Origin of the sequence: Pseudomonas sp. PvP100, from assembly GCF_017833055.1 — a bacterium.
Classification (GTDB): Bacteria; Pseudomonadota; Gammaproteobacteria; order Pseudomonadales; family Pseudomonadaceae; genus Aquipseudomonas; species Aquipseudomonas syringae.
Map to the genome: position 1 here is coordinate 1,823,826 of NZ_JAFIBO010000001.1, position 18,362 is coordinate 1,842,187.

The 18,362-nt window shown below is 61.4% G+C and carries 21 protein-coding genes; 6 read left to right on the forward strand and 15 right to left on the reverse strand.

Features of this window, described 5'->3' with window-relative positions:
- Window positions 1-29 precede the first annotated feature (29 nt).
- The 7 genes from JOE39_RS07395 to nac all read right to left on the reverse strand — a co-directional run bounded on the left by JOE39_RS07395 (window position 30) and on the right by nac (window position 5,729).
- Window positions 30-800: a 5-oxoprolinase subunit PxpA gene (locus JOE39_RS07395; RefSeq protein ID WP_024960955.1), complete on the reverse strand. Its 771-nt coding sequence runs from the start codon at window positions 798-800 to the stop codon at window positions 30-32.
- The gene (locus JOE39_RS07400; protein WP_210077611.1) at window positions 790-1,212 is read right to left on the reverse strand and encodes a hypothetical protein; all 423 of its coding nucleotides are present in this window, start codon (window positions 1,210-1,212) and stop codon (window positions 790-792) included. Before JOE39_RS07400 ends, JOE39_RS07395 begins: the two co-directional genes overlap by 11 nt.
- Window positions 1,209-2,183 carry a biotin-dependent carboxyltransferase family protein gene (locus tag JOE39_RS07405; RefSeq protein WP_210077608.1) on the reverse strand — a complete coding sequence of 325 codons (975 nt, stop codon included), beginning with the start codon at window positions 2,181-2,183 and terminating at the stop codon, window positions 1,209-1,211. The genes JOE39_RS07400 and JOE39_RS07405 overlap by 4 nt, the downstream gene beginning before the upstream one ends.
- Complete coding sequence (pxpB, locus tag JOE39_RS07410; RefSeq protein ID WP_032661875.1) at window positions 2,180-2,851, reverse strand: 5-oxoprolinase subunit PxpB; 672 nt, start codon at window positions 2,849-2,851, stop codon at window positions 2,180-2,182. Before pxpB ends, JOE39_RS07405 begins: the two co-directional genes overlap by 4 nt.
- Window positions 2,848-4,200 (reverse strand): acetyl-CoA carboxylase biotin carboxylase subunit, encoded by a 1,353-nt coding sequence (accC, locus tag JOE39_RS07415; protein ID WP_032661878.1) that lies wholly within the window; start codon window positions 4,198-4,200, stop codon window positions 2,848-2,850. Before accC ends, pxpB begins: the two co-directional genes overlap by 4 nt.
- A 55-nt stretch (window positions 4,201-4,255) precedes the next feature.
- Window positions 4,256-4,702, reverse strand: a complete 447-nt coding sequence (locus JOE39_RS07420; RefSeq protein WP_024665397.1) for an acetyl-CoA carboxylase biotin carboxyl carrier protein subunit — start codon at window positions 4,700-4,702, stop codon at window positions 4,256-4,258.
- A 115-nt stretch (window positions 4,703-4,817) separates the two neighbouring features.
- A complete protein-coding gene (gene nac / locus JOE39_RS07425) occupies window positions 4,818-5,729 on the reverse strand; it encodes a nitrogen assimilation transcriptional regulator NAC (RefSeq protein WP_003394172.1) in 912 nt (303 codons plus the stop codon).
- A 275-nt stretch (window positions 5,730-6,004) separates the two neighbouring features.
- On the opposite strand from nac, the gene JOE39_RS07430 reads away from it, so the two are divergent.
- Genes JOE39_RS07430 through JOE39_RS07440 form a run of 3 tightly spaced genes read left to right on the forward strand, consistent with a single transcriptional unit; the run spans window position 6,005 to window position 10,205 of the window.
- On the forward strand, window positions 6,005-7,213 hold the full coding sequence (locus tag JOE39_RS07430; protein WP_024665396.1) for an aspartate transaminase: 1,209 nt from the start codon (window positions 6,005-6,007) through the stop codon (window positions 7,211-7,213).
- A 10-nt stretch (window positions 7,214-7,223) separates the two neighbouring features.
- Window positions 7,224-8,816, forward strand: coding sequence for an MFS transporter (locus tag JOE39_RS07435; RefSeq protein WP_210078651.1), 1,593 nt, complete (start codon window positions 7,224-7,226; stop codon window positions 8,814-8,816).
- Between the two features lie 57 nt (window positions 8,817-8,873).
- A complete protein-coding gene (locus JOE39_RS07440; protein ID WP_024665394.1) occupies window positions 8,874-10,205 on the forward strand; it encodes an OprD family porin in 1,332 nt (443 codons plus the stop codon).
- A 51-nt stretch (window positions 10,206-10,256) separates the two neighbouring features.
- Here the strand turns inward: JOE39_RS07440 and JOE39_RS07445 are convergent, their stop codons facing one another.
- The 3 genes from JOE39_RS07445 to JOE39_RS07455 are packed head-to-tail and all read right to left on the reverse strand — an operon-like array spanning window position 10,257 to window position 11,988.
- On the reverse strand, window positions 10,257-10,565 hold the full coding sequence (locus JOE39_RS07445) for a putative quinol monooxygenase (RefSeq protein WP_024665393.1): 309 nt from the start codon (window positions 10,563-10,565) through the stop codon (window positions 10,257-10,259).
- Between the two features lie 26 nt (window positions 10,566-10,591).
- A complete protein-coding gene (locus JOE39_RS07450; protein ID WP_096113737.1) occupies window positions 10,592-11,776 on the reverse strand; it encodes an L-dopachrome tautomerase-related protein in 1,185 nt (394 codons plus the stop codon).
- Window positions 11,740-11,988, reverse strand: coding sequence for a hypothetical protein (locus JOE39_RS07455; protein WP_010404844.1), 249 nt, complete (start codon window positions 11,986-11,988; stop codon window positions 11,740-11,742). The genes JOE39_RS07450 and JOE39_RS07455 overlap by 37 nt, the downstream gene beginning before the upstream one ends.
- A gap of 66 nt (window positions 11,989-12,054) precedes the next feature.
- On the opposite strand from JOE39_RS07455, the gene JOE39_RS07460 reads away from it, so the two are divergent.
- Window positions 12,055-12,636 carry a TetR family transcriptional regulator gene (locus tag JOE39_RS07460; RefSeq protein WP_210077606.1) on the forward strand — a complete coding sequence of 194 codons (582 nt, stop codon included), beginning with the start codon at window positions 12,055-12,057 and terminating at the stop codon, window positions 12,634-12,636.
- A gap of 5 nt (window positions 12,637-12,641) precedes the next feature.
- Here JOE39_RS07460 and JOE39_RS07465 read toward each other — a convergent pair whose 3' ends face one another.
- The 3 genes from JOE39_RS07465 to JOE39_RS07475 all read right to left on the reverse strand — a co-directional run bounded on the left by JOE39_RS07465 (window position 12,642) and on the right by JOE39_RS07475 (window position 15,328).
- Entirely contained in the window at window positions 12,642-13,616 is a 975-nt protein-coding gene (locus JOE39_RS07465) for a biotin-dependent carboxyltransferase family protein (RefSeq protein ID WP_016568240.1), read from the reverse strand.
- Window positions 13,613-14,485 (reverse strand): allophanate hydrolase subunit 1, encoded by an 873-nt coding sequence (locus JOE39_RS07470; protein WP_210077604.1) that lies wholly within the window; start codon window positions 14,483-14,485, stop codon window positions 13,613-13,615. Before JOE39_RS07470 ends, JOE39_RS07465 begins: the two co-directional genes overlap by 4 nt.
- 87 nt (window positions 14,486-14,572) lie before the next feature.
- The gene (locus JOE39_RS07475; RefSeq protein WP_003426487.1) at window positions 14,573-15,328 is read right to left on the reverse strand and encodes a 5-oxoprolinase subunit PxpA; all 756 of its coding nucleotides are present in this window, start codon (window positions 15,326-15,328) and stop codon (window positions 14,573-14,575) included.
- A gap of 155 nt (window positions 15,329-15,483) precedes the next feature.
- Between JOE39_RS07475 and JOE39_RS07480 the strand changes: the two genes are divergently transcribed.
- Window positions 15,484-16,401, forward strand: a complete 918-nt coding sequence (locus JOE39_RS07480; protein ID WP_003346362.1) for a LysR family transcriptional regulator — start codon at window positions 15,484-15,486, stop codon at window positions 16,399-16,401.
- Between the two features lie 12 nt (window positions 16,402-16,413).
- Here the strand turns inward: JOE39_RS07480 and JOE39_RS07485 are convergent, their stop codons facing one another.
- Window positions 16,414-17,349: a LysR family transcriptional regulator gene (locus JOE39_RS07485; protein ID WP_017279154.1), complete on the reverse strand. Its 936-nt coding sequence runs from the start codon at window positions 17,347-17,349 to the stop codon at window positions 16,414-16,416.
- A gap of 157 nt (window positions 17,350-17,506) precedes the next feature.
- Here JOE39_RS07485 and JOE39_RS07490 point away from each other — a divergent pair, with 157 nt between their 5' ends.
- The gene (locus JOE39_RS07490; protein WP_003394156.1) at window positions 17,507-17,911 is read left to right on the forward strand and encodes a RidA family protein; all 405 of its coding nucleotides are present in this window, start codon (window positions 17,507-17,509) and stop codon (window positions 17,909-17,911) included.
- A 19-nt stretch (window positions 17,912-17,930) separates the two neighbouring features.
- Here the strand turns inward: JOE39_RS07490 and JOE39_RS07495 are convergent, their stop codons facing one another.
- Entirely contained in the window at window positions 17,931-18,272 is a 342-nt protein-coding gene (locus tag JOE39_RS07495) for a hypothetical protein (protein WP_210077602.1), read from the reverse strand.
- Between the last annotated feature and the right edge of the window lie 90 nt (window positions 18,273-18,362).

Genomic DNA, 18,362 nt, shown 5'->3' on the forward strand with positions numbered 1-18,362 from the left:
CACAATGGTTGTGTGGCGATAAGCTGCGCTTATGACCCGAGCAACTGTGAAACAGGGGTGATGACACCGCCCTGCTCTTCGATGCTCCGGCGAATGCTGCGCGCCAGCTCCACCGCCCCCGGCGTGTCGCCATGCAACAGAATCGACTGGGCGTTGACCGCCACACGCTTGCCGCTCAGGGTCGTTACCGTGCCGTCCTGCAGCAGCTGCGCAACCCTGGCTCGGACCTGTTCCGGGTCCTTGACCACCGCACCGGCAATGCCACGCGGCACCAGCAGACAATTTTCGTCATAGGCGCGGTCAGCCAGAAAGGTCGTCGCCACCCTCAGGTTGCACGCCTCGGCGGCGCTCTCGATGGCCGCGCTGCTGGATGAGCTGATGATCAATTGCGGGTCAAACGCTGCGACGGCCCTTACCAGAGGCCCGGCCAGTTCGGCATCGGCCGCGGCCATATTGCCCAGCGCACCGTGAAAACTCATGTGCGTGACGCGGTAGCCGGCAGCGGCCGCAAGGCCCGCCAGAGCGCCGAGTTGATACACCACGATGGCGCACAACTCCTTGAGTTCGATGTTCATCCTGCGGCGGCCGAACCCCTGCAGATCCGGAAAGCCGACATGCGCACCGAGATCGATGCCCAGCGCCTTGGCGCGGCGCACCGTGCTGTCCATGATCAGCGGATCGCCGGCATGAAAGCCGCACGCCACGTTGGCCGAGGAGATCAATGACATCAACGCCTCGTCCTCGCCCATGGTCCAGGGCCCGAAGCCCTCGCCCAGATCAGCATTCAGATCAATGCGCATGATCATGTTCCTCCAGTTCAATCAGCGGCTGGCCATAACCGACGCGCTCGTTTTCGGCGGCCAGGAAGCGCAGTACGCGCCCTGCCTGATGACTGCGCACCGGCAGATACAACAGGCCGATACGCAACAGCCCCAGCAACTGCCCCACAGCCACTGCATCGCCGGGTTTCACGTAGCTGTCGCGTTCATCGGGATGACTCGAGACAAATATGCCGGGGTTATCGGCACTCACCACATGCGCAGTCAGCGCAGGCTGTTCAGCGGCAACCTGTGGCGCAGAAGGCGCAGCACAGGCCTGCACAGGCTCGCCACGGCGGATCAACAGCTCGAAACCCGGGCGTTTCAGTTCCAGTACAGTAAGCCCGGCGTCCCGAATCCATGCTGCCAGCTGGCGAATCTCTTTGATGTTCATCCGCGATGTCCTTGCAGGCTGCGCAGCGCGAGCATGCGCCGGGTGTCTTCGATGAAAGCGTGATTGGTGTCCAGCGCCTCGACCGCCTCGTCGTAACTGCACTGCACAAAACGCACCTTGCTGCCGATCGGCGCCTGCCCAAGGCGCCACAGGTCGGCTTCAATGACCGTGGCAAATTTGGGATAACCGCCACTGGGCTGGGCATCACGCATCTGCACGATCGGCTGTCCGCCGTGGGGCACCTGAATCACACCGGGCACGATGCCATGAGAGCGGATTTCCAGCGCCTCGCGCGCAAGCAAGGGTGTGCCCTCCATGCGGTAGCCGTAACGGTTGCTCTGCGTGGTGATTTTCCACTCACCGGCAAAAAACGTTGCTTGCGCCTCGGCGCTGAAACAGTCGAATTCGGCAGCCGGCAGCACGCGGATGGCGGGCAACCCGTCGAGCATCAACGGTAAGGCCGCCACGGACGATTGCACCCCGAAATCACTGGCGCGCGGCTCATTGGCAGCGCCCGCAGGAATCACATCGCCCTGCTGCAACGCACGGCCCTGCCAGCCTCCAAAAGCCCCACGCAATTGCGTGCTGCGCGAGCCCAGTACCAACGGCACATCGACGCCACCGGCCAGGCACAGATACACGCGGCTGCCCATCGTCGGGTAATTGAGCCGCAACACCTGATTCTTGCGCGCCTGAGCGACCCAATTACCCGGCAGCCGGTGCCCATCAAGCGACGCAGCGCAGGCGGCCCCGGTGATCGCAAAGGTGCAGTCATCGACAAAGCGAACTTCGAACGGGAACAGCGGAATTTCAATGCCCGCCGCGTCTTCATCGTTGCCCAGCAGCAGGTTGCCGATCCGCAGTGACAGCGTGTCCATCGCGCCAGAGGTGCCGACGCCGTAACCCAGGCTGCCGTGTCGCCCAAGATCCTGAACGGTCGCCAGTGCCGTAGCGCTGATAACTTCGATCATCGGATGATCCTCTCGATACGCAAGCGCAGTTGATCGCCGGGTTGCAACAGCGCCGGAGGGTGCTGACCCGCATCAAAAAACACCATCTCCGTGCGTCCTATGGTGTTCCAGCCACTGGGGCCGGCCGAGGCGGAAATACCTGTCTGAACGCCACCGATGGAGACCGACCCGGCACCGATATCGAGTACCGGCACCTTGCGCCGCGGCGTCGCCAGGCGCTGGTCCATGCCGCCCAGGTAGCAATAACCCGGATGGCTGCCCAAGGCGTACACCGGGTACAGCGGCTCGCAGTGCAGATTGGCAATGGTTTCGATATCCAGCCCGGTGTGGGCGACGACATCAGCCATGTGCGGGCCGCCATCACCGCCGTACACCACCGGCAATTCAATGATCCGGCCTTGCAACGGCAGCGGCTGGCACTGCTCCCAGGTCTCCAGCAAACGGTTTTTCAGACCGGCCAGGTCCCGCGGTGGCGCTGCGAAGGTCAGCATCAGGTTGTTCATCCCCGGCACCGCCTCGCGTACCTGCGGCCAGTCCCTGCTCAGACGGGCCAGTGCCCATATCCGTTGCTGCGGTGCCAGGTCGAGCTCGCCGGGTGCTTCGAACAGCAACGCGGTGGTTCCCAGCAAGGTGATTCTTGGCGCATTCGGCGCCTGCACGAGACTCATGGTTGGCTCCTTGTCTGCAACCAGCGCTCCAGGTGATGAATGTCCATGCCACCCCTGCAGAACACCGGGTCCTGCAGAATGTCGCGATGCAGCACGATGTTGGTCGAGATGCCCTCGACGTGCATTTCGCTCAGTGCCAGACGCATGCGTGCCAACGCCTCATCGCGACTGGCGCCATGGGTGATGACCTTGGCCACCATCGAATCGTAATAAGGCGGAACGCGGTAGCCGTGGCTGACATGTGAATCGACCCGCACACCGAAACCACCGGGGATCTGCCAGCGAGTGACCAACCCCGGCGTCGGCATGAAGCTGCGCGGGTCCTCGGCGTTGATCCGGCACTCCAGCGAATGGCCCGAAACGCGTACGTCGGCCTGACTGAAACTCAGGCGCTCGCCCATCGCCATGCGGATCTGCTGCTGAACAATGTCGATGCCGGAGGTCATTTCCGTTACCGGGTGCTCGACCTGCAGGCGGGTGTTCATCTCGATGAAATAGAACTCGTCCTTTTCGAAGAGAAATTCGAACGTGCCGACGCCCTGATAGCCCATCTGGCGGCAGGCCTGTGCGCAGCGCTCGCCTACTCTGGCCATCAATGCTGCGTCGATGCCGGGTGCAGGCGCCTCCTCAAGGACCTTCTGGTGGCGGCGCTGCATCGAGCAGTCCCGCGAGCCGAGCCAGACGGCATTGCCGTAGGCATCGCATAACACCTGAATCTCGACATGGCGCGGCTGACCCAGAAACTTCTCGATATACAACTCGGGATTGCCGAAGGCGTGCCGGGCTTCTTCGCGGGTCAGCGCAATGGCATCGAGCAACTGAGACTCTTCCTGAACCACGCGCATCCCCCGCCCTCCGCCGCCGCCTGCGGCCTTGACGATGACCGGGTAACCGATGTCGCGAGCGATTTGCAGGATGCTGTGCGGATCGTCGGGCATGCTGGTGTCCGGACCGGGTACGCACGGCACGCCAGCCTCGCGCATCGCCCGCTTGGCTGCGACCTTGTCGCCCATCACCCGAATGCACGCAGCGCTGGGGCCGATGAAGGTCAGGCCAGCCTGCTCGATGCGTTCGGCGAACGCGGCATTTTCAGACAGAAACCCATAGCCGGGATGGATCGCCTGAGCACCGGTCAGCTGCGCTGCATAGAGCACGGCCGCCTGATTCAGATAACTCTGCCCCGCTGCGGCAGGACCGATGCACAGCGCTTCGTCTGCCTGTTGTACATAACCGGCATCGCGATCCGCTTCGGAATACACCGCGACCGTACGCAGGCCCAGGCCCTTGCAGGCGCGCTGTATGCGCAGGGCGATTTCGCCGCGATTGGCGATCAACACTTTATCGAACATCAAAAACCCCTGATCGGTGAACCCGCAAGACGCTCTGCAAGGCAGCTCAAGACCATCACGCAATGCTGAACAGCGCCTGACCGGCCTGAACTTCTTCGCCATTGGCAACCAGAATGGCAGTCACGACCCCTGCCGCTTCGGCCTTTACCGGATGAAACATCTTCATGGCCTCGACCACGGCAAGGGTCTGCCCCACCTCGACGGACGTGCCGATCTCGACGAAAGGCGGCTGGTCGGGTGCCGGCGTCAGGTGCAACACCCCGTACAGCGAAGCGCACGCCTGTGTCTGTTGTACGGCGGCCGTCGTACTTGCCTGAGTCGGAGAAACAGGGCGCGCTGCGGGCGTCGTCTGCGCTGTCGAAACAGCCGGATTGACGCGATTGGCGACCTGAGCGGGCTCGCGCAGTAAACGCAGCTGCGCGTCGCCTTCACACAGACTCAGTTCGCTCAGGTCCGATTCGGCCATCAGGTCGATAAGTGCTTTGATACGTTCCGGTTTCATGCAACAGCCCTTGCCTGGCAAATGAAATGTGGCTGAGGGCAATGTAACGAGGCAGGTTTTTGACCGCCAAGACGGTTTGACTGTGGGGTGATAAGCGCCCCTTATGACGTCGGGATCATTGCGTACGGCGGTTGCCGCGCATCTCTGCGACCAGTTCCAGAAGGATCGCCTTGACCGCCTGGGCCGGAACCGACAGCGGCAAGTGCCCGGAAAGGCACAGCGCGAGAGGTGCTTCGATTTCGGGTTCGACAATGCGGCTCAGGTTGACCGCATGCGTGTCTGCCAGCACCCGTGCAGCAGACTCGGGAAGAATGGTCGAGCCGAATCGATCGGCCACTGCAGCGGCCAGCGTCGTCGAAGATTCGACTTCTGCGACCACCCGGGCACTGCGTTCGATACGCACAAATGCCTCGTCCACCAGACGCCGGACAGTGTTGTAGGTGCGCGGCAACAGCAGGTCGATATCGGCCAGCTCGCTGAGCGGAATTTCCTCGCGGCCCTGGAGCGCCTCTTCGGCACTCACCAGGTACAGTTGCTCGCGTATCAACGGCACGAAACTCAGGCCATGCACCTCTCGCCCGCCATAGAGAACGGCCATGTCCATGCGCCCGTTCATGATCAACTCGCTGAGGGTGGTGCCAAAGTTCTCATTGAGGTACAGCAGAATGCCCGGATGACGCTCGCGCACGCGTTTGAGCAACGGCAGCGACAGCGTCGAAGCGGCAGTGCCGGGTGCCAGCCCTACCGACACCGGCCCCGATAACGCCAGACCGCTGGCGTTGACGTCACTCTGCGCCTGCTCGCACTGGCGCAGGATCACCTGAGCATGCCCGTACAGCACCTTGCCCGCCTCGGTCGGGGTGACGCCGCGCTTGGTGCGGATCAATAATTGTTGCTGCAGCTCGGCCTCCAGCGTCACCAACTGCTGGCTCAGCGCAGGTTGTGCGATGTGCAGCACATCGGCGGCCTGGGTCAGGCTGCCAATGTCGACAATTTTCACGAAATATTTCAAACGGCGAAGGTTCAAGGTGCTGCACTCCAGAGTCGCGATCAGGAGGCTTCAGCAAGACCCAGGCCAGCTCCAGAAAACCAGACATAAGCAATTGCTATGTCAGTCCCCGCTGATCGCGTTTGCCAGGCGCTGATCCCCCTGCAACCATTGCCCGCCCGTTTTTGGTGCGACGCTGGTTCATCTGCGGTCATAAGCGCTGCCTATCAACCCAGAACGAACTCGTCTTATGGCGAGCGCCTCGCTGGCTCGTAACGTATTCCTCATCAAGGCCATCAACGAGGAATGCCAACGTGACCGCATCTCGCATCGCTGCCCGCGTGCTCCGCATCAAACCGTCGCCAAGCAGCGCTGCTGCCGATCGGGCCAATGAACTGCGGCGCGCAGGCAAATCGATCATCAACCTGGTGGTTGGCGAGCCGGACTTCGACACGCCGGCGCATATTCGTCAGGCCGCCTGTACCGCCATCGAGAACGGTGAAACCCGCTACACGCTCAACGCTGGCACCACGGCGCTGCGCGAGGCCATCGCCGCCAAGCTGCAGCGTGAAAACCGCCTTGCTTATGCGCCCGGTCAGATCGTGGTCACCAGTGGTGCCAAGGCCGCGATCTTCAATGCATTTGCGGCGACATTGGGTGTCGACGATGAGGTGCTGATCCCCGCGCCTTACTGGGTGTCATACCCGGACATGGTCCTGGCCTGCGACGGTCGTCCAGTGACCTTGGCATGCCCGGAAGAAGATCAGTTCAAGCTGACTGCCACGCAACTGCGCAATGCGATCACGCCGCGCACCCGCTGGCTGCTGCTCAACTCGCCGAGCAACCCGACCGGTGCCACCTACAGCGCATCCGAATGGCGCGCGCTGGCCGACGTACTGCTCGATTACCCGCACGTGCTGGTCATGACCGATGACATCTACGAGCACATCCGCTACGACGACGCTCCGCTCAGCCACCTGCTCACTGTCGAGCCGGCGCTGCGCGAACGCGTGCTGATCATCAACGGCGTGTCGAAAACCTACGCCATGACCGGCTGGCGCATCGGTTACGCCGCAGGCCCCGACGATATCATCAAGGCGATGGCGACCCTGCAATCGCAGTCCACCAGCAACGCCTGCTCGGTGAGCCAGGCCGCCGCAGTCGCTGCCTTCAACGGCGACCAGTCTTTTGTCAGCGACAGCGTCAAGGTCTACAAACAGCGCCGTGATCGTTGCCTGGAGCTGATCAACGCCATTGACGGCCTGAGCTGCATCAAGCCCGAAGGCGCGTTCTATCTCTACGTCAATTGCGGGGCACTGATCGGCAAAACCACACCGTCAGGTTCGGTACTGGAAGCCGATACAGACGTGGTGCTGTACCTGCTGGAAAGTCAGGGCGTGGCCGTTGTCGCAGGCACCGCCTATGGCCTGGCACCGTTTTTCCGGATGTCTACGGCTACAGCACTTGAAACCCTTGAAGACGGCTGCGCGCGCATGGCGACTGCTGTCGCTGCATTGCGCTGAGCACCTCGACATGACGACGCCGAGCCATCCAGCCCTGACCTTCAAACAGGCCTTGTTGGCCATGCTCGGCATATCACTGGTACTGGGCCTTTCCGCGCTGGATCAGACCGTCATCGGCAACGCACTGCCCAGCATCGTCGCCGAGCTCAACGGTTTCGAGTTGTACGCCTGGGTCGCCACCGGCTACCTGCTGGCATCTATCGTGACCATCCCGATCTTTGGCCGGCTGGGCGATTTTTATGGACGCAAACCGTTCGTACTGGCCGCAACAGTCATCTTTACGCTGGCCTCGCTGCTCTGCGCACTGGCAGACAGCATGTTGGTGCTGGTGATCGGGCGAGCCTTGCAAGGCGTGGGCGGCGGCATGTTGATCGGTACCGCCTTTGCCTGTGTGCCCGAGCTGTTTCCCGACACCCGCCAGCGGCTGCGCTGGCAGGTGTTGCTGAGTGCCATGTTCAGCGTGGTCAATGCCATCGGCCCAGGATTGGGCGGTTATCTGTCCGGCGAGTTTGGCTGGCGTTCGGTTTTTTGGTTGAACCTGCCCCTGGGCGTGGTTGCCTTGTTTTTTGCCTGGCGCTTTCTGCCGTGGTATCGCCCGCAAGGGCATCGACCCCATTCTGCCGGTACGATCCGGCTCGACTGGCTCGGGGCTTTATTGATCGTGCTGACTCTTGGCAGCCTGCAATTGTTCGTCGAATGGCTGGGCCAGCGTTCTCTGTCCGTCAGCCTGACCTGTGGCGCCGTGACCCTCGCGGCCATGGCCGGCCTCTGGTTCCAGGAGCGCCGCTGTGCCTTTGCCTTGCTGCCCGCCGGACTATTCGCCAACCGCAGCATCCGCCTGCTGTTCATCATGTCGCTGCTGGCCGGCGCCATCATGTTCACTCTTCTTTTTTATCTGCCGCTGCTCTTGCAGGGCAGCTACGGCTACTCGCCAAAAGACGCAGGGTTACTGCTTACCCCGCTGGCGCTGAGCATTACGCTGGGCGCCATCGTCAACAGCCGGATCGTCACACGCATGGCCAACCCCAACCGGCTGCCGGTCGCCGGGTTTGCTGCGTTGTCAGTCGCCTGCATTGCCCTGGCACTGGTCGGGCTGCATGCCGGGTTCAGCACCTTGCTGGGGCTCATTCTGCTGGCGGGGCTGGGGCTGGGTTTCATTCTGCTCAACCTGACCGTATTCACCCAGACGCTCGCCGAACGGCAATTTCTCGGTATCGCCACGGCACTGACGCAATCCTTGCGACTGGTCGGCGGTTTGCTGGGCACGGCGGCCATGGGCGTGCTGGTCAAGCTGCTGTATGTCGCCAACCTGCAAAGTGCGCTGAACGCAGCAGGTCAGGCGTCGGCCTTACCGCGCTTGGCTGACCCTCAGGTTCTGCTGCAGCACACGTCTGCCAATGTCGATGCGGCGCTGCTGATAGCCCGCACCGCCCTCGCCCAGGCTGTGGGCACGGGGCTGCTGACATGCGCCGGGCTGGGCGTGCTCGCGCTGCTGGTTCTGCATCGTCTGCCTCGCGTCGAGCTTCATCGAGTGCCCGGTGCAACAACGCCTGCAACGGATTCATGTGTAACACCTGCGCCTGAAAAACAACAAGAAACCTGACTGCCGCCTGACTCTGCCTCTCAAAAAACACTTAATTACAGCATGAGGATGAATCCGATGGAGCGTATCAATCGCGCCGCCCCTTTTGTTGCGGGCTTTTGTGGTCTGCTGATCGCTCAGCAGAGCTACGCCGAAGGTTTTCTGGAGGACAGCAAGGCCAGTATTCTTGCGCGCAACTTCTTCAGTAACGCAGACAACCGCAGCGGCGCTGCCGACCCGAACTACACGCAGGAGTGGGGCCAGGGCTTCATGCTCAACTACCAGTCGGGCTATACGCCAGGCACAGTGGGCTTCGGTGTCGATGCACTCGGCCAGTTGGGCATCCGTCTGGACTCGGGCAAAGGCCGTCACTACAACCCGCAAAGCACGGCGTTCAACGGCAATATCTTCCCCACGGACAGCGACGGTCGTGCGGTCGACGAGTTCAGCAGCCTGGGGGCGACGCTCAAGGCACGCGTCTCCAGGACCGAACTGAAATACGGCACGCTGGTGCCCATGCTGCCGGTGGTGATGTCCACCGACCGTATGTTGCAACAGACTTTTCGTGGCGGGCAGATTCAGTCTGGCGACCTGAAGGACTTCACCTTCACCGCAGGCCAGCTGGAACATGTCATGGGCCGTGGTTCGACCAATCAGATGGGTATGTCCATTCCGGGTGCAAACAACCCGCTGACCGGCGAGTTCGTCAACACGTTCTACTATGCAGGCGTCGATTACAAACCGACCAAAGACCTGACCTTGCAGTACTACTACGGCAACCTGGAAAACTTCTACAAGCAGAACTTTCTGGGCCTGAAATACGACATGCAACTGGGTCCAGGCACCCTGCGCACCGACCTGCGCCATTTCGACAACCGCTCGGACGGCGCCAACGGTCACGACCCGGCGTTCTACACAGTGGGTTATTACGGCAACGGCGTCACCAAGGGTGAAGTCGACAGCCGCCTTTCCAGCGCCCAGTTCACCTACCTGATCAATGGCCACACCTTCGCTGCGGGTTACCAGGCCGTGACCGGTGACAGCGATGCGGTCTGGCTGAATCAGGGTGACGGCTCGACTGCCTACTTCATGACCGAGTCAATGATCGGTAAATTCCAGCGCGCCGGAGAACGTACCTGGCAGGTTCGCTACGGCTATGACTTCGCCAGACTGGGCGTACCGGGTCTCAACTTCCTGGCAATGTATGAAAGCGGCTCGAACATCCAGACGTCCGACGGCGACAAGAAGGAATGGGAGCGCAACGTCACCCTGAGTTATGTGGTGCAGTCGGGTCCGGCAAAAAACCTCAGCGTCGCGCTACGCCACGCGCAACTGCGCACCGAATTCGCCAGCCAGCGTGATTCCGATGAGCACCGGGTGATCGTCAGTTACCCGATCAATATTTTCTGAGATATCGGCGGTGCTCAATAGGGCCCGGACTGACCGGGCCCTTCAGAACACTCAGTTCGATACCTGATCGAGAAATATCAGCTGCGGCGGCTCTGCCAGCAACTCGCCGCTGACTGCCGCGAACTGTTGGTAGTGCGGCGTGGCGACATGGGCGTCCAGTGCTGCCTGATCCTTGAAGCATTCACGCATGTAGAACGTGCCGCGCTCATCACGCGCTTCGAACAGTGTGTACTCGATATTGCCTGGCTCCGCCCGGGTCGGCTCCACAAGTGCCGATAATGCGGTTTTCAGGGCCGACTCTTTGCCGGCACTGGCTTTCAGGACTGCCATCAAGGCCAATGGCTTTGCAGGTGTGTTCATTATCGATGCTCCGGTATTCGATTCGATCAGTGGGTAGGTGCGGGCGCAGCGTCTATTTTCAAACGCAGCAGGCTGTAGGGTTTTTCCCGCTTGTCGTGGCCGGCGTTGAAGTTGGCCTGGCGGTGCAATTGGTTGACGATGAAGTACAGGTAGCCATCCGGGCCGATCGACAAGGTGTCAGGCCACAGCATGCGCGGATCGTGTGCCACTGTTTGCCAGGTACCATCCGGCAGGCGTTTGCGAATCGAATTATGCTCGTAGTCGCCTGCGTATACCGCGCCTTTGGCATCGGCCTCCAGGCCATCCGAAGCGCCTTTTTCTCCAAGGTCCTGCACCGCCGCTGCCAACTGCTGCTCACTGACCTTGCTGTCGTTCAACAGCTCGGTGGCCACGGCATACAGATGACGGCTGGACAACGGCGAGAAATACAGTGTCTTGCCGTCCGCCGACAACGCAATGCCGTCCGAGGCGACGCCGACCGGTTTGCGCGTTCCGTTCGGGCCATCGCCCAGCACCGCCACGCCCTCGACGACGGGTACGAAAGCCGGATCGACAGATGTTGACTGCGCCCCGTTCAAGCGCCGCACGGCGTGACCGCTGGCAATGTCCATGACAATGATCGCACCCGGCCCGCTCAAGGATGAGTCCGTTACATAGACCGTCCCCTCCGCTCCCTTGCGAAAGTCAAAGCGCATGTCGTTGACATAGGTGCCGGGCAATATGACGTTATCCGGAAACACCAGGCGCTTGACGATTCGGTTGCTGGCCAGGTCCACCGCAACCAGTTTGGCGCCGCCTCGACGCGGGGACGCAAAGCCCGGTGCGGCCGTGTCCAGAAGCCAGACACGCCCCTTGCCGTCGGCGACCACGCTCTGCACGCTGATCAGCCCGTCGCCAGGGTCTTTGGGGTTCTCCTTGTTGACCGCCAGATCGGGGTAGGCAACCACTTTGCCGTCACGAATCTCGCCCACGGTAAACGGCACCTTGTCACCCCAACGCGGGAAATTGACGAAGATCCGCCCGGTTTCAGTCACCGTCACCCCGGTCGGCATCGCGTCATAAAAAGCATGAACCTGCTCAAGCTTGCCAATCGGTTTGTCAGCAGGCGCACTGGCAGGCAATGGAACGGCGGTCGCGCCGTAGGCCAGCGAAGTGGCGAGTGTGGCTGCGGAAATCATGGCAATTGCGGCGGAAATTTTCGTTCGATGCATAGTGCTCTCTCCTGAGGGGCTAACTGCCCATCAGCATTGGGGGCTTTGTGTGCCATAAACAGGTTGACGACTAGTCTGAACTTTCTTGTTTCAAAGAAAAACGCGGGGAATACGCTAACACTTTCAACGCGGAGGCGAAGATCGGTATTAATCGTCAGCCACCACTTGCAGTCAGCATCCTGACGATCGGCGGTTTTGATGACGGTCAGCATCAATGCTATATTCACCCTCTTCCAGGCCGAGATGGCCACCACCAGACAGGCAAAGAGGCAACCTGCATGAGAGTTACCAAGGCGCAGGCCCAGGCCAACCGGGCACACATCGTCGAGACGGCGTCCGTCCAGTTTCGCGAGCATGGCTATGACGGTGTCGGGGTGGCCGATCTGATGGCTGCCGCAGGCTTTACCCACGGCGGGTTCTACAAGCATTTCGGTTCAAAATCCGACCTGATGGCCGAATCGGCGACCTGCGCCTTCTCGCAGACGGTGGCGAACTCGACCGGCATCGATCCAGCGCAGTTCATCGATTACTACCTGTCCCGAGAGCACCGCGACAACCTTGGCACGGGCTGCCCTATGGCCGCGCTGAGCGGCGATGCAGCGCGCCAGTCGGACGAGGTCAAAGCGACCTTCGCCGACGGCATCGAAAGCCTGCTTGCAGCGCTTGCTCCCGCTCAGGCAGCGCCCGGCGACGAAGAATGGAAACAGGCGCGGGCAAACACCATCGACCGCTTTGCCCATGCGCTGGGGGCGTTGCTGCTGTCACGCAGTTGCCCGAATGACTCGCCGCTGGCGGACGAAATACTCGAGGTGTGCCGCGCGAAGATGCGGGCACAACTGGAGTCCGGTCAGGCCGACTGACCGTCTCAGGAAGGAAACAGTTTGCTCAGGCACGCCAGCTTCTTCTTGTAGGACTTGCGCGCCACCAGCGCTTCCTCCAGCGTGACGGCCACGAATCGGGCGGTCTGATTGGGTTGCATCTGACCGATCAGATCCAGGTCCGCGCTGATCACCGTGCCGATCATCGCATAGCCCCCGCCCGACACGGCATCACGATGCAACACAATCGGTTCCAGCCCGGCAGGTACCTGAATCGAGCCGATCGGGTAGCAGCTGTCGACGATATTGGACGGATCGGAACCGGCGCCGAAGGGCTGCTCTCTGGGCTGGAAGGTCAGCGCCCTGCCCCCTTTGAAGCGATAACCGATGCGGTCGGCTTCCGACCCTACGCTCCAGGGTTCGGAGAAAAAACTGGTGGCGGCAAATTCGGTCAGGCGCTCGTAATACAGACCCGGCACCACCCGCAGATACACTTCCCCGCCCAGCGATTGGCGCAAGGCCATCGGCAGACTGGCCCCGGCGCGTCCCTTGCCGCTGGGTGTGCCTATCGGCAACTGGTCATCAGCGGCCAGTCGGCGCCCCTGAAAACCGCCAAGCGCACCCAATGTGTAAGTGGAACGGCTGCCCAGCACCAGCGGCACATCAATGCCGCCGGCGACGGCCAGGTAGGTGCGCGCACCGTCCTTGGGGAAGTCGAAACGCAGCACTTGGCCGGCCTTCACCGCAAAGGCGGTGTCGTGGTGCATTTCCACGCCGTCGAGACGCGCCGCCATGTGCGCGCCGCAGACTGCAGCCAATGTATCGCACTGGAACTCCAGTTCCGGCCCCAGCAGTGTGCATTCAAGCGCCGCAGCGCCGGGTGGATTGCCGACCAACTGATTGGCGGCGCTGAGGGCATACTGGTCGAGCGCACCGGAGGGCGGAATGCCCAAGTGGTAATAGCCCTCACGGCCGAGGTCCTGAACCGAGGTGGCCAGACCGGGTTTGAGCACCTTGATCATGCCAGCACCTCCTGCAACGACTTGGGATAGCCCACCGGATCGGCCAGAAAGGCATCCAGCGAAAACTCGACCGGACGGATGAGCAGGTCGAAGCGCCCCGCTTCCACCTCTGCGACAGCCTCGTCATAGGCTTGCCGGTCAAGCGGTTTGAACTGGACGATATCGCCCGGCCGGAAGAACACCATGTGCTCTTTCAGGTAGGCCAGCTTCTGCTGCGGGTCATAGATCGGCGCGGGAGTGACGCCAAACATCTGATAACCGCCCGCTCCGCGTACCGAATAGATGCAGCCGAAGCAGCCGCCGTGGCCGAGTGTGTGCTTGGGGGTATCGGTGCGCGGACGCAGGTATTTGGGCACTTGCAGCTGACGCTCGCGCTCCACCATCTGGAACATGAATGGCAGACCGGCGACAAAACCGACCATCGAAACGAACCACGGTGCGCCACTGTGCGCGGCGATGAAGGCATCGACATCCGCCAGGTTATTGATGCGTGCAGCGTATTCCAGGTCGGTGGAACCGGGGTCCTGATGACGGTCACGAAAACGCATCAGGGTTTCGTGGGTCCACGGATCGTTGTACAGCACCGGGATTTCGATGATCCGGGTCTGCAGGGTACGTTCGGCGACCGCATCGGCCTCGGCCGCCCTTACCGCTTCGAGTAAGACGTGTGGTGCGATGCGGTCCGGATCAAAACGAATCTGGAATGACGCGTTGGCCAGGCAAACGTCCAGCACACCATCCAGCGCCAGACGCTCGACCGCACGGGTCACCGCCAGTCCCTTGAAAAATGCTTCCAGCGACATACTGTCACTGACCTCGGCGAACAGATGTTCATCAGCGCCAAAGCTGTAGCGAATCGGATCAGCCATGTCTGTTCCTTTCTTGAAATCGTTGTAGAACGGCAGGCAAAAAATCAGTAACACGGCTCGTGCGTCTGTGCACACGATACCTTGGACTCAACGCGGTGCACGCACCTTGATGCCCGCTGCGTCGAGCGCCAGACGTGTCGCTTCTGCAAGGTCCAGCGCGCCCGGCGTGTCGCTGTGCAGGCAGATCGAATCGAATTCGATGCTCAGGTCCTCACCCTCGACAGTACGCACCAGACCTTGCAGGCACGCGCGCACCACGCGGGCTGCGACTTCGGTCGGGTCCAGGGCACGTACGTGACGGGTGAAGACGATGGAGCCGCTAAGGTCGTAATCCCGATCAGCGTAGAACTCGCGGATCACCGGCTGGCCCAGTTCCTCGGCGATCTTGCAGATAACCGAACCGGGCATGCAGTAAAGCAGCAAATCAGGCTCCAGGCGCTGCAGGTTTTCCACCAGCAGTCGGGCTGCGGCTTCGTCCCTGGCCAGGTGCATGTACAAGGCGCCGTGTGGTTTGAAATGCTGCAAGGCCACGCCCTGAACCCGCGCCAGCTCGCGCAGGGCGCCCAGTTGGTAGAGCATGTCGTCGACCAGCTCCTGGGGCGTCGAGTTGATATGACGGCGGCCAAAGCCGACCAGATCGCGAAACCCCGGGTGTGCGCCGATGGCAACGCCCAGGCGTTTCGCCTGCTCGATCGTGCGGCGCATGGTGCCAGGGTCACCTGCGTGAAAACCGGTCGCAACATTGGCGGAGCTGATAAAGGTCATCAATTCAGTATCGACGCCGTCACCAATAGTCCACGCGCCAAAGCTTTCACCCATGTCCGAGTTGAAATCCACCTGCATGGCTGTTGCTCCTGTGGCTGTCCGGACAAAGGGCTATCCGGCTTCATGCAAAGCACGTTAAATTCAGTCGCCCCCCTTGGGTAGATCTATTAACAGATACGCTATCTTCTGAAAAACAGATACCCCGCTCAGTACAAACTCTGTCTGGAGTGCTTATGTCCCTGACCCTGCGCCAGGTCCGTTATTTCGTGGCAACTGCCGAGATCGGGCAGATTTCGCAGGCGGCCATTCACCTGAATATTTCCCAATCGGCGGTCACCACGGCGATAAAGGAGCTGGAGAGCATGCTCGGCACCCTGTTGTTTCAGCGCTCGGCGCAGGGCATGAGCCTGACTGAAGCAGGCCGCCACTTTCTCAACAGGGCTTACGTCATCCTGCGCAGCGTCGATGATGCGCTGAACAGCCCGCTGCCCGATATCCGCGCCAGCGGCGTATTGCGCCTGGCCGCCAGCTACACGGTCATCGGCTACTTCCTGCCGCATCATTTGCAGCGCCTGGAACACTGGCACCCGGACGTCGCCATCGAGGTGCATGAGCAGGAACGACAAGCCATCGAACAAGGCCTGCTGCAAGGTCGCTTCGACATGGCGGTGGTGCTGACGGCAAACATCACTCACCCGGATATCATCTCGGAAACGTTGTTCAACTCCGAGCGCCGCCTGTGGCTGTCCAGCCATCACCCGCTATGCCAACGCGCCTCTGTCAGCCTCGCCGACGTCGCGCAGGAGCCCTATATCCTGTTGACCGTCGACGAAGCCGAACAAAGCGCCATGCGCTACTGGGAACTGGCCGGGCAACAGCCTAATGTCAGAATCCGCACCAGTTCGGTGGAAGCGGTGCGCAGTATGGTCGCCAACGGCAGCGGCGTGGCGATCCTTTCCGATCTGGTGCATCGCCCCTGGTCGCTGGAAGGCAAGCGTATCGAAACGATCACCGTCACCGATACAGTAACGCCCATGAGCGTCGGCCTGGCCTGGCACCGCGAACGTGAATTGAGCCCGGCCATGCAGGCCTTCCGCAACTATTTTCATGACGCATTTCTGGCCCCGCAGCAACTGTCGGCACGGCGTTGAACCTGCAGCGCACTATTGCGCAGGGTGTGCCGGTGGCCGAGTGACAGGTGCATGCTCGGCCATCAGCTCGGTGATCCAGTCGATAAACACGCGGACCTTGATGCTGATGTGACGGTTCGGCGGGAAGGCCACGTACATCGGCATGCTGTCCAGCTGCCAGTCTTCGAACAACGGGACAAGGGCTCCGCGCTCCCGATACGGCTTGGCCATATAGTCCGGCAGCCAGAGAATGCCCATTCCGGCCAAACCTGCGGCAACGTAGGCATTGCCATCATCCACTGCCAGCGTATAACGCCCCTGCACATGGAGCTTTTCCCCGTTGCGTTGCATGGCATAGGGCAGCGCCTTGCCGGTGCGCGCCCACAGATAGCCGACGATGCGATGGGCCGAGTCTTCGAGCTCTTGCGGATGAACAGGCGTGCCCATTCGCTGCAGGTAGTCCGGCGCGGCGTAAACGCCCAGTTGCAGGTCGCCCACCCGCCGTGCCATCAGCGACTGATCGGCTATCTCGCCACCCCGCACCACGCAGTCGACGTTCTCGCCAATCAGATCGACCATACGGTCGCTGACGCCCATATCGATCTGAATGTCCGGATAACGCGCATGAAAGCCTGGCAAGGCGGGCATCAGCAGCATGCTGGCCAGCGGGCTGGGCACGTCCACGCGCAATCGTCCTCTGGGCAGCGACGCTGCACTGGACAGGCTGGTCTCGGCGTCATCCATGTCGGCCAGCAGCCTGACCACGCGCTCGTAAAACACCGCACCGTCGGCAGTCACGTTGACCCGGCGCGTGGTGCGATTGAGAAGCTTGACCCGCAAACGGGCCTCCAGCTGCTGCACCAGTTGCGTCACGCTGGTCTTGCTCATGTGCAGCGTAGCCGCGGCCTTGGTGAAACTGCCGGTTTCCACCACGCGGGCAAACGCTTGCATTGCGTCGAAACGATCCATCCTCGCCCCCGCCTGTCATGCCTCATCAGCCTGTCGATTGTTTGGGTTTCCCAAACAGTGCTGAGTACGGTTGCTGGTTTATCGCACAGACGCAAGTCCCTAGTCTGGCTTCAACGCTGATTTCAGCTTTCGTACCCAAGTGTTGATGGAGACACCCATGACCCAACGTGACGTCGTTTTCCCGGCTGGCCGGCAGGCGCTTTACGAGCGCAATCGCTATTCGCCCGCCCTACGCTCCAATGGTTTTCTGTTCGTGTCCGGACAAGTCGGCAGCCGCGAAGACGGCTCACCCGAGCCGGATCTGGAAAAGCAGGTGCGCCTGGCGTTCAACAACCTGAATGCCATCCTGCTGGCGGCCGGCTGCACGTTCGACGATGTGGTCGACGTGACGGTGTTCATTGTCGATCCCGAGGCCAGGTTCGAGCGGATATGGAAAGTGATTCCAGAGTTCTGGGGCGACGCGCCGCACCCGACCCTGACCGGCGTCGGTGTGACCTGGCTGTATGGCTTCGATTTCGAGATCAAGGTCATCGCCAGGCTGCCGGAAGCCGTCGAGCAATAACCGGGCGGCGTGGGTCCGCTCAGCGGCGAATCGGCACCACGCGGTCGCTTGCATCCGCCGCCAGGGGGCCCTCGAACTGCTGGAAGAACTGCCCGGACACCACATGATCGAGAAACTGCGCCTGCTCTTCGGAGGCCAGACGTATCGGCGAGTAGCCGTCGGCATCAGGCACAGCCAAAAGGCGCGCCTTGCGTTCGTGAGCCACCGCGATGAACGCCCTTTTCTCTTCGTCGGACATCAACGAAAAGTAATCGGAAAGATTTTCCAGCAAGCGCACCGCCAGATCCTGGTCGAGCTGCTTGTCATCCGTGAACATCAAATGCCAGACGAAATCGAAAGAAAGCTCAGCGAGGGCACGCATAGACGGGGTTCCGTGGGGTCGAGAGGTGCGAGATTCACTGTTCGCTACGATTCGGTCAAGCGCTAAAGGATGACCTGCGTGAGGCGTAGC

Excerpts from the sequence above, each read along its gene's own strand:
- accC (WP_032661878.1), bottom strand. The coding sequence starts at position 4,200 with ATGTTCGATAAAGTGTTGATCGCCAATCGCGGCGAAATCGCCCTGCGC.
- JOE39_RS07440 (WP_024665394.1), top strand. The coding sequence starts at position 8,874 with ATGGAGCGTATCAATCGCGCCGCCCCTTTTGTTGCGGGCTTTTGTGGT.
- JOE39_RS07420 (WP_024665397.1), bottom strand. The coding sequence starts at position 4,702 with ATGAAACCGGAACGTATCAAAGCACTTATCGACCTGATGGCCGAATCG.
- JOE39_RS07495 (WP_210077602.1), bottom strand. The coding sequence starts at position 18,272 with ATGCGTGCCCTCGCTGAGCTTTCTTTCGATTTCGTCTGGCATTTGATG.
- JOE39_RS07450 (WP_096113737.1), bottom strand. The coding sequence starts at position 11,776 with ATGCATCGAACGAAAATTTCCGCCGCAATTGCCATGATTTCCGCAGCC.
- JOE39_RS07460 (WP_210077606.1), top strand. The coding sequence starts at position 12,055 with ATGAGAGTTACCAAGGCGCAGGCCCAGGCCAACCGGGCACACATCGTC.
- JOE39_RS07400 (WP_210077611.1), bottom strand. The coding sequence starts at position 1,212 with ATGAACATCAAAGAGATTCGCCAGCTGGCAGCATGGATTCGGGACGCC.
- JOE39_RS07395 (WP_024960955.1), bottom strand. The coding sequence starts at position 800 with ATGCGCATTGATCTGAATGCTGATCTGGGCGAGGGCTTCGGGCCCTGG.
- JOE39_RS07485 (WP_017279154.1), bottom strand. The coding sequence starts at position 17,349 with ATGGATCGTTTCGACGCAATGCAAGCGTTTGCCCGCGTGGTGGAAACC.
- JOE39_RS07455 (WP_010404844.1), bottom strand. The coding sequence starts at position 11,988 with ATGCTGACCGTCATCAAAACCGCCGATCGTCAGGATGCTGACTGCAAG.
- JOE39_RS07405 (WP_210077608.1), bottom strand. The coding sequence starts at position 2,183 with ATGATCGAAGTTATCAGCGCTACGGCACTGGCGACCGTTCAGGATCTT.
- JOE39_RS07490 (WP_003394156.1), top strand. The coding sequence starts at position 17,507 with ATGACCCAACGTGACGTCGTTTTCCCGGCTGGCCGGCAGGCGCTTTAC.
- JOE39_RS07445 (WP_024665393.1), bottom strand. The coding sequence starts at position 10,565 with ATGAACACACCTGCAAAGCCATTGGCCTTGATGGCAGTCCTGAAAGCC.
- JOE39_RS07475 (WP_003426487.1), bottom strand. The coding sequence starts at position 15,328 with ATGCAGGTGGATTTCAACTCGGACATGGGTGAAAGCTTTGGCGCGTGG.
- pxpB (WP_032661875.1), bottom strand. The coding sequence starts at position 2,851 with ATGAGTCTCGTGCAGGCGCCGAATGCGCCAAGAATCACCTTGCTGGGA.
- JOE39_RS07435 (WP_210078651.1), top strand. The coding sequence starts at position 7,224 with ATGACGACGCCGAGCCATCCAGCCCTGACCTTCAAACAGGCCTTGTTG.
- JOE39_RS07480 (WP_003346362.1), top strand. The coding sequence starts at position 15,484 with ATGTCCCTGACCCTGCGCCAGGTCCGTTATTTCGTGGCAACTGCCGAG.
- JOE39_RS07470 (WP_210077604.1), bottom strand. The coding sequence starts at position 14,485 with ATGGCTGATCCGATTCGCTACAGCTTTGGCGCTGATGAACATCTGTTC.
- JOE39_RS07465 (WP_016568240.1), bottom strand. The coding sequence starts at position 13,616 with ATGATCAAGGTGCTCAAACCCGGTCTGGCCACCTCGGTTCAGGACCTC.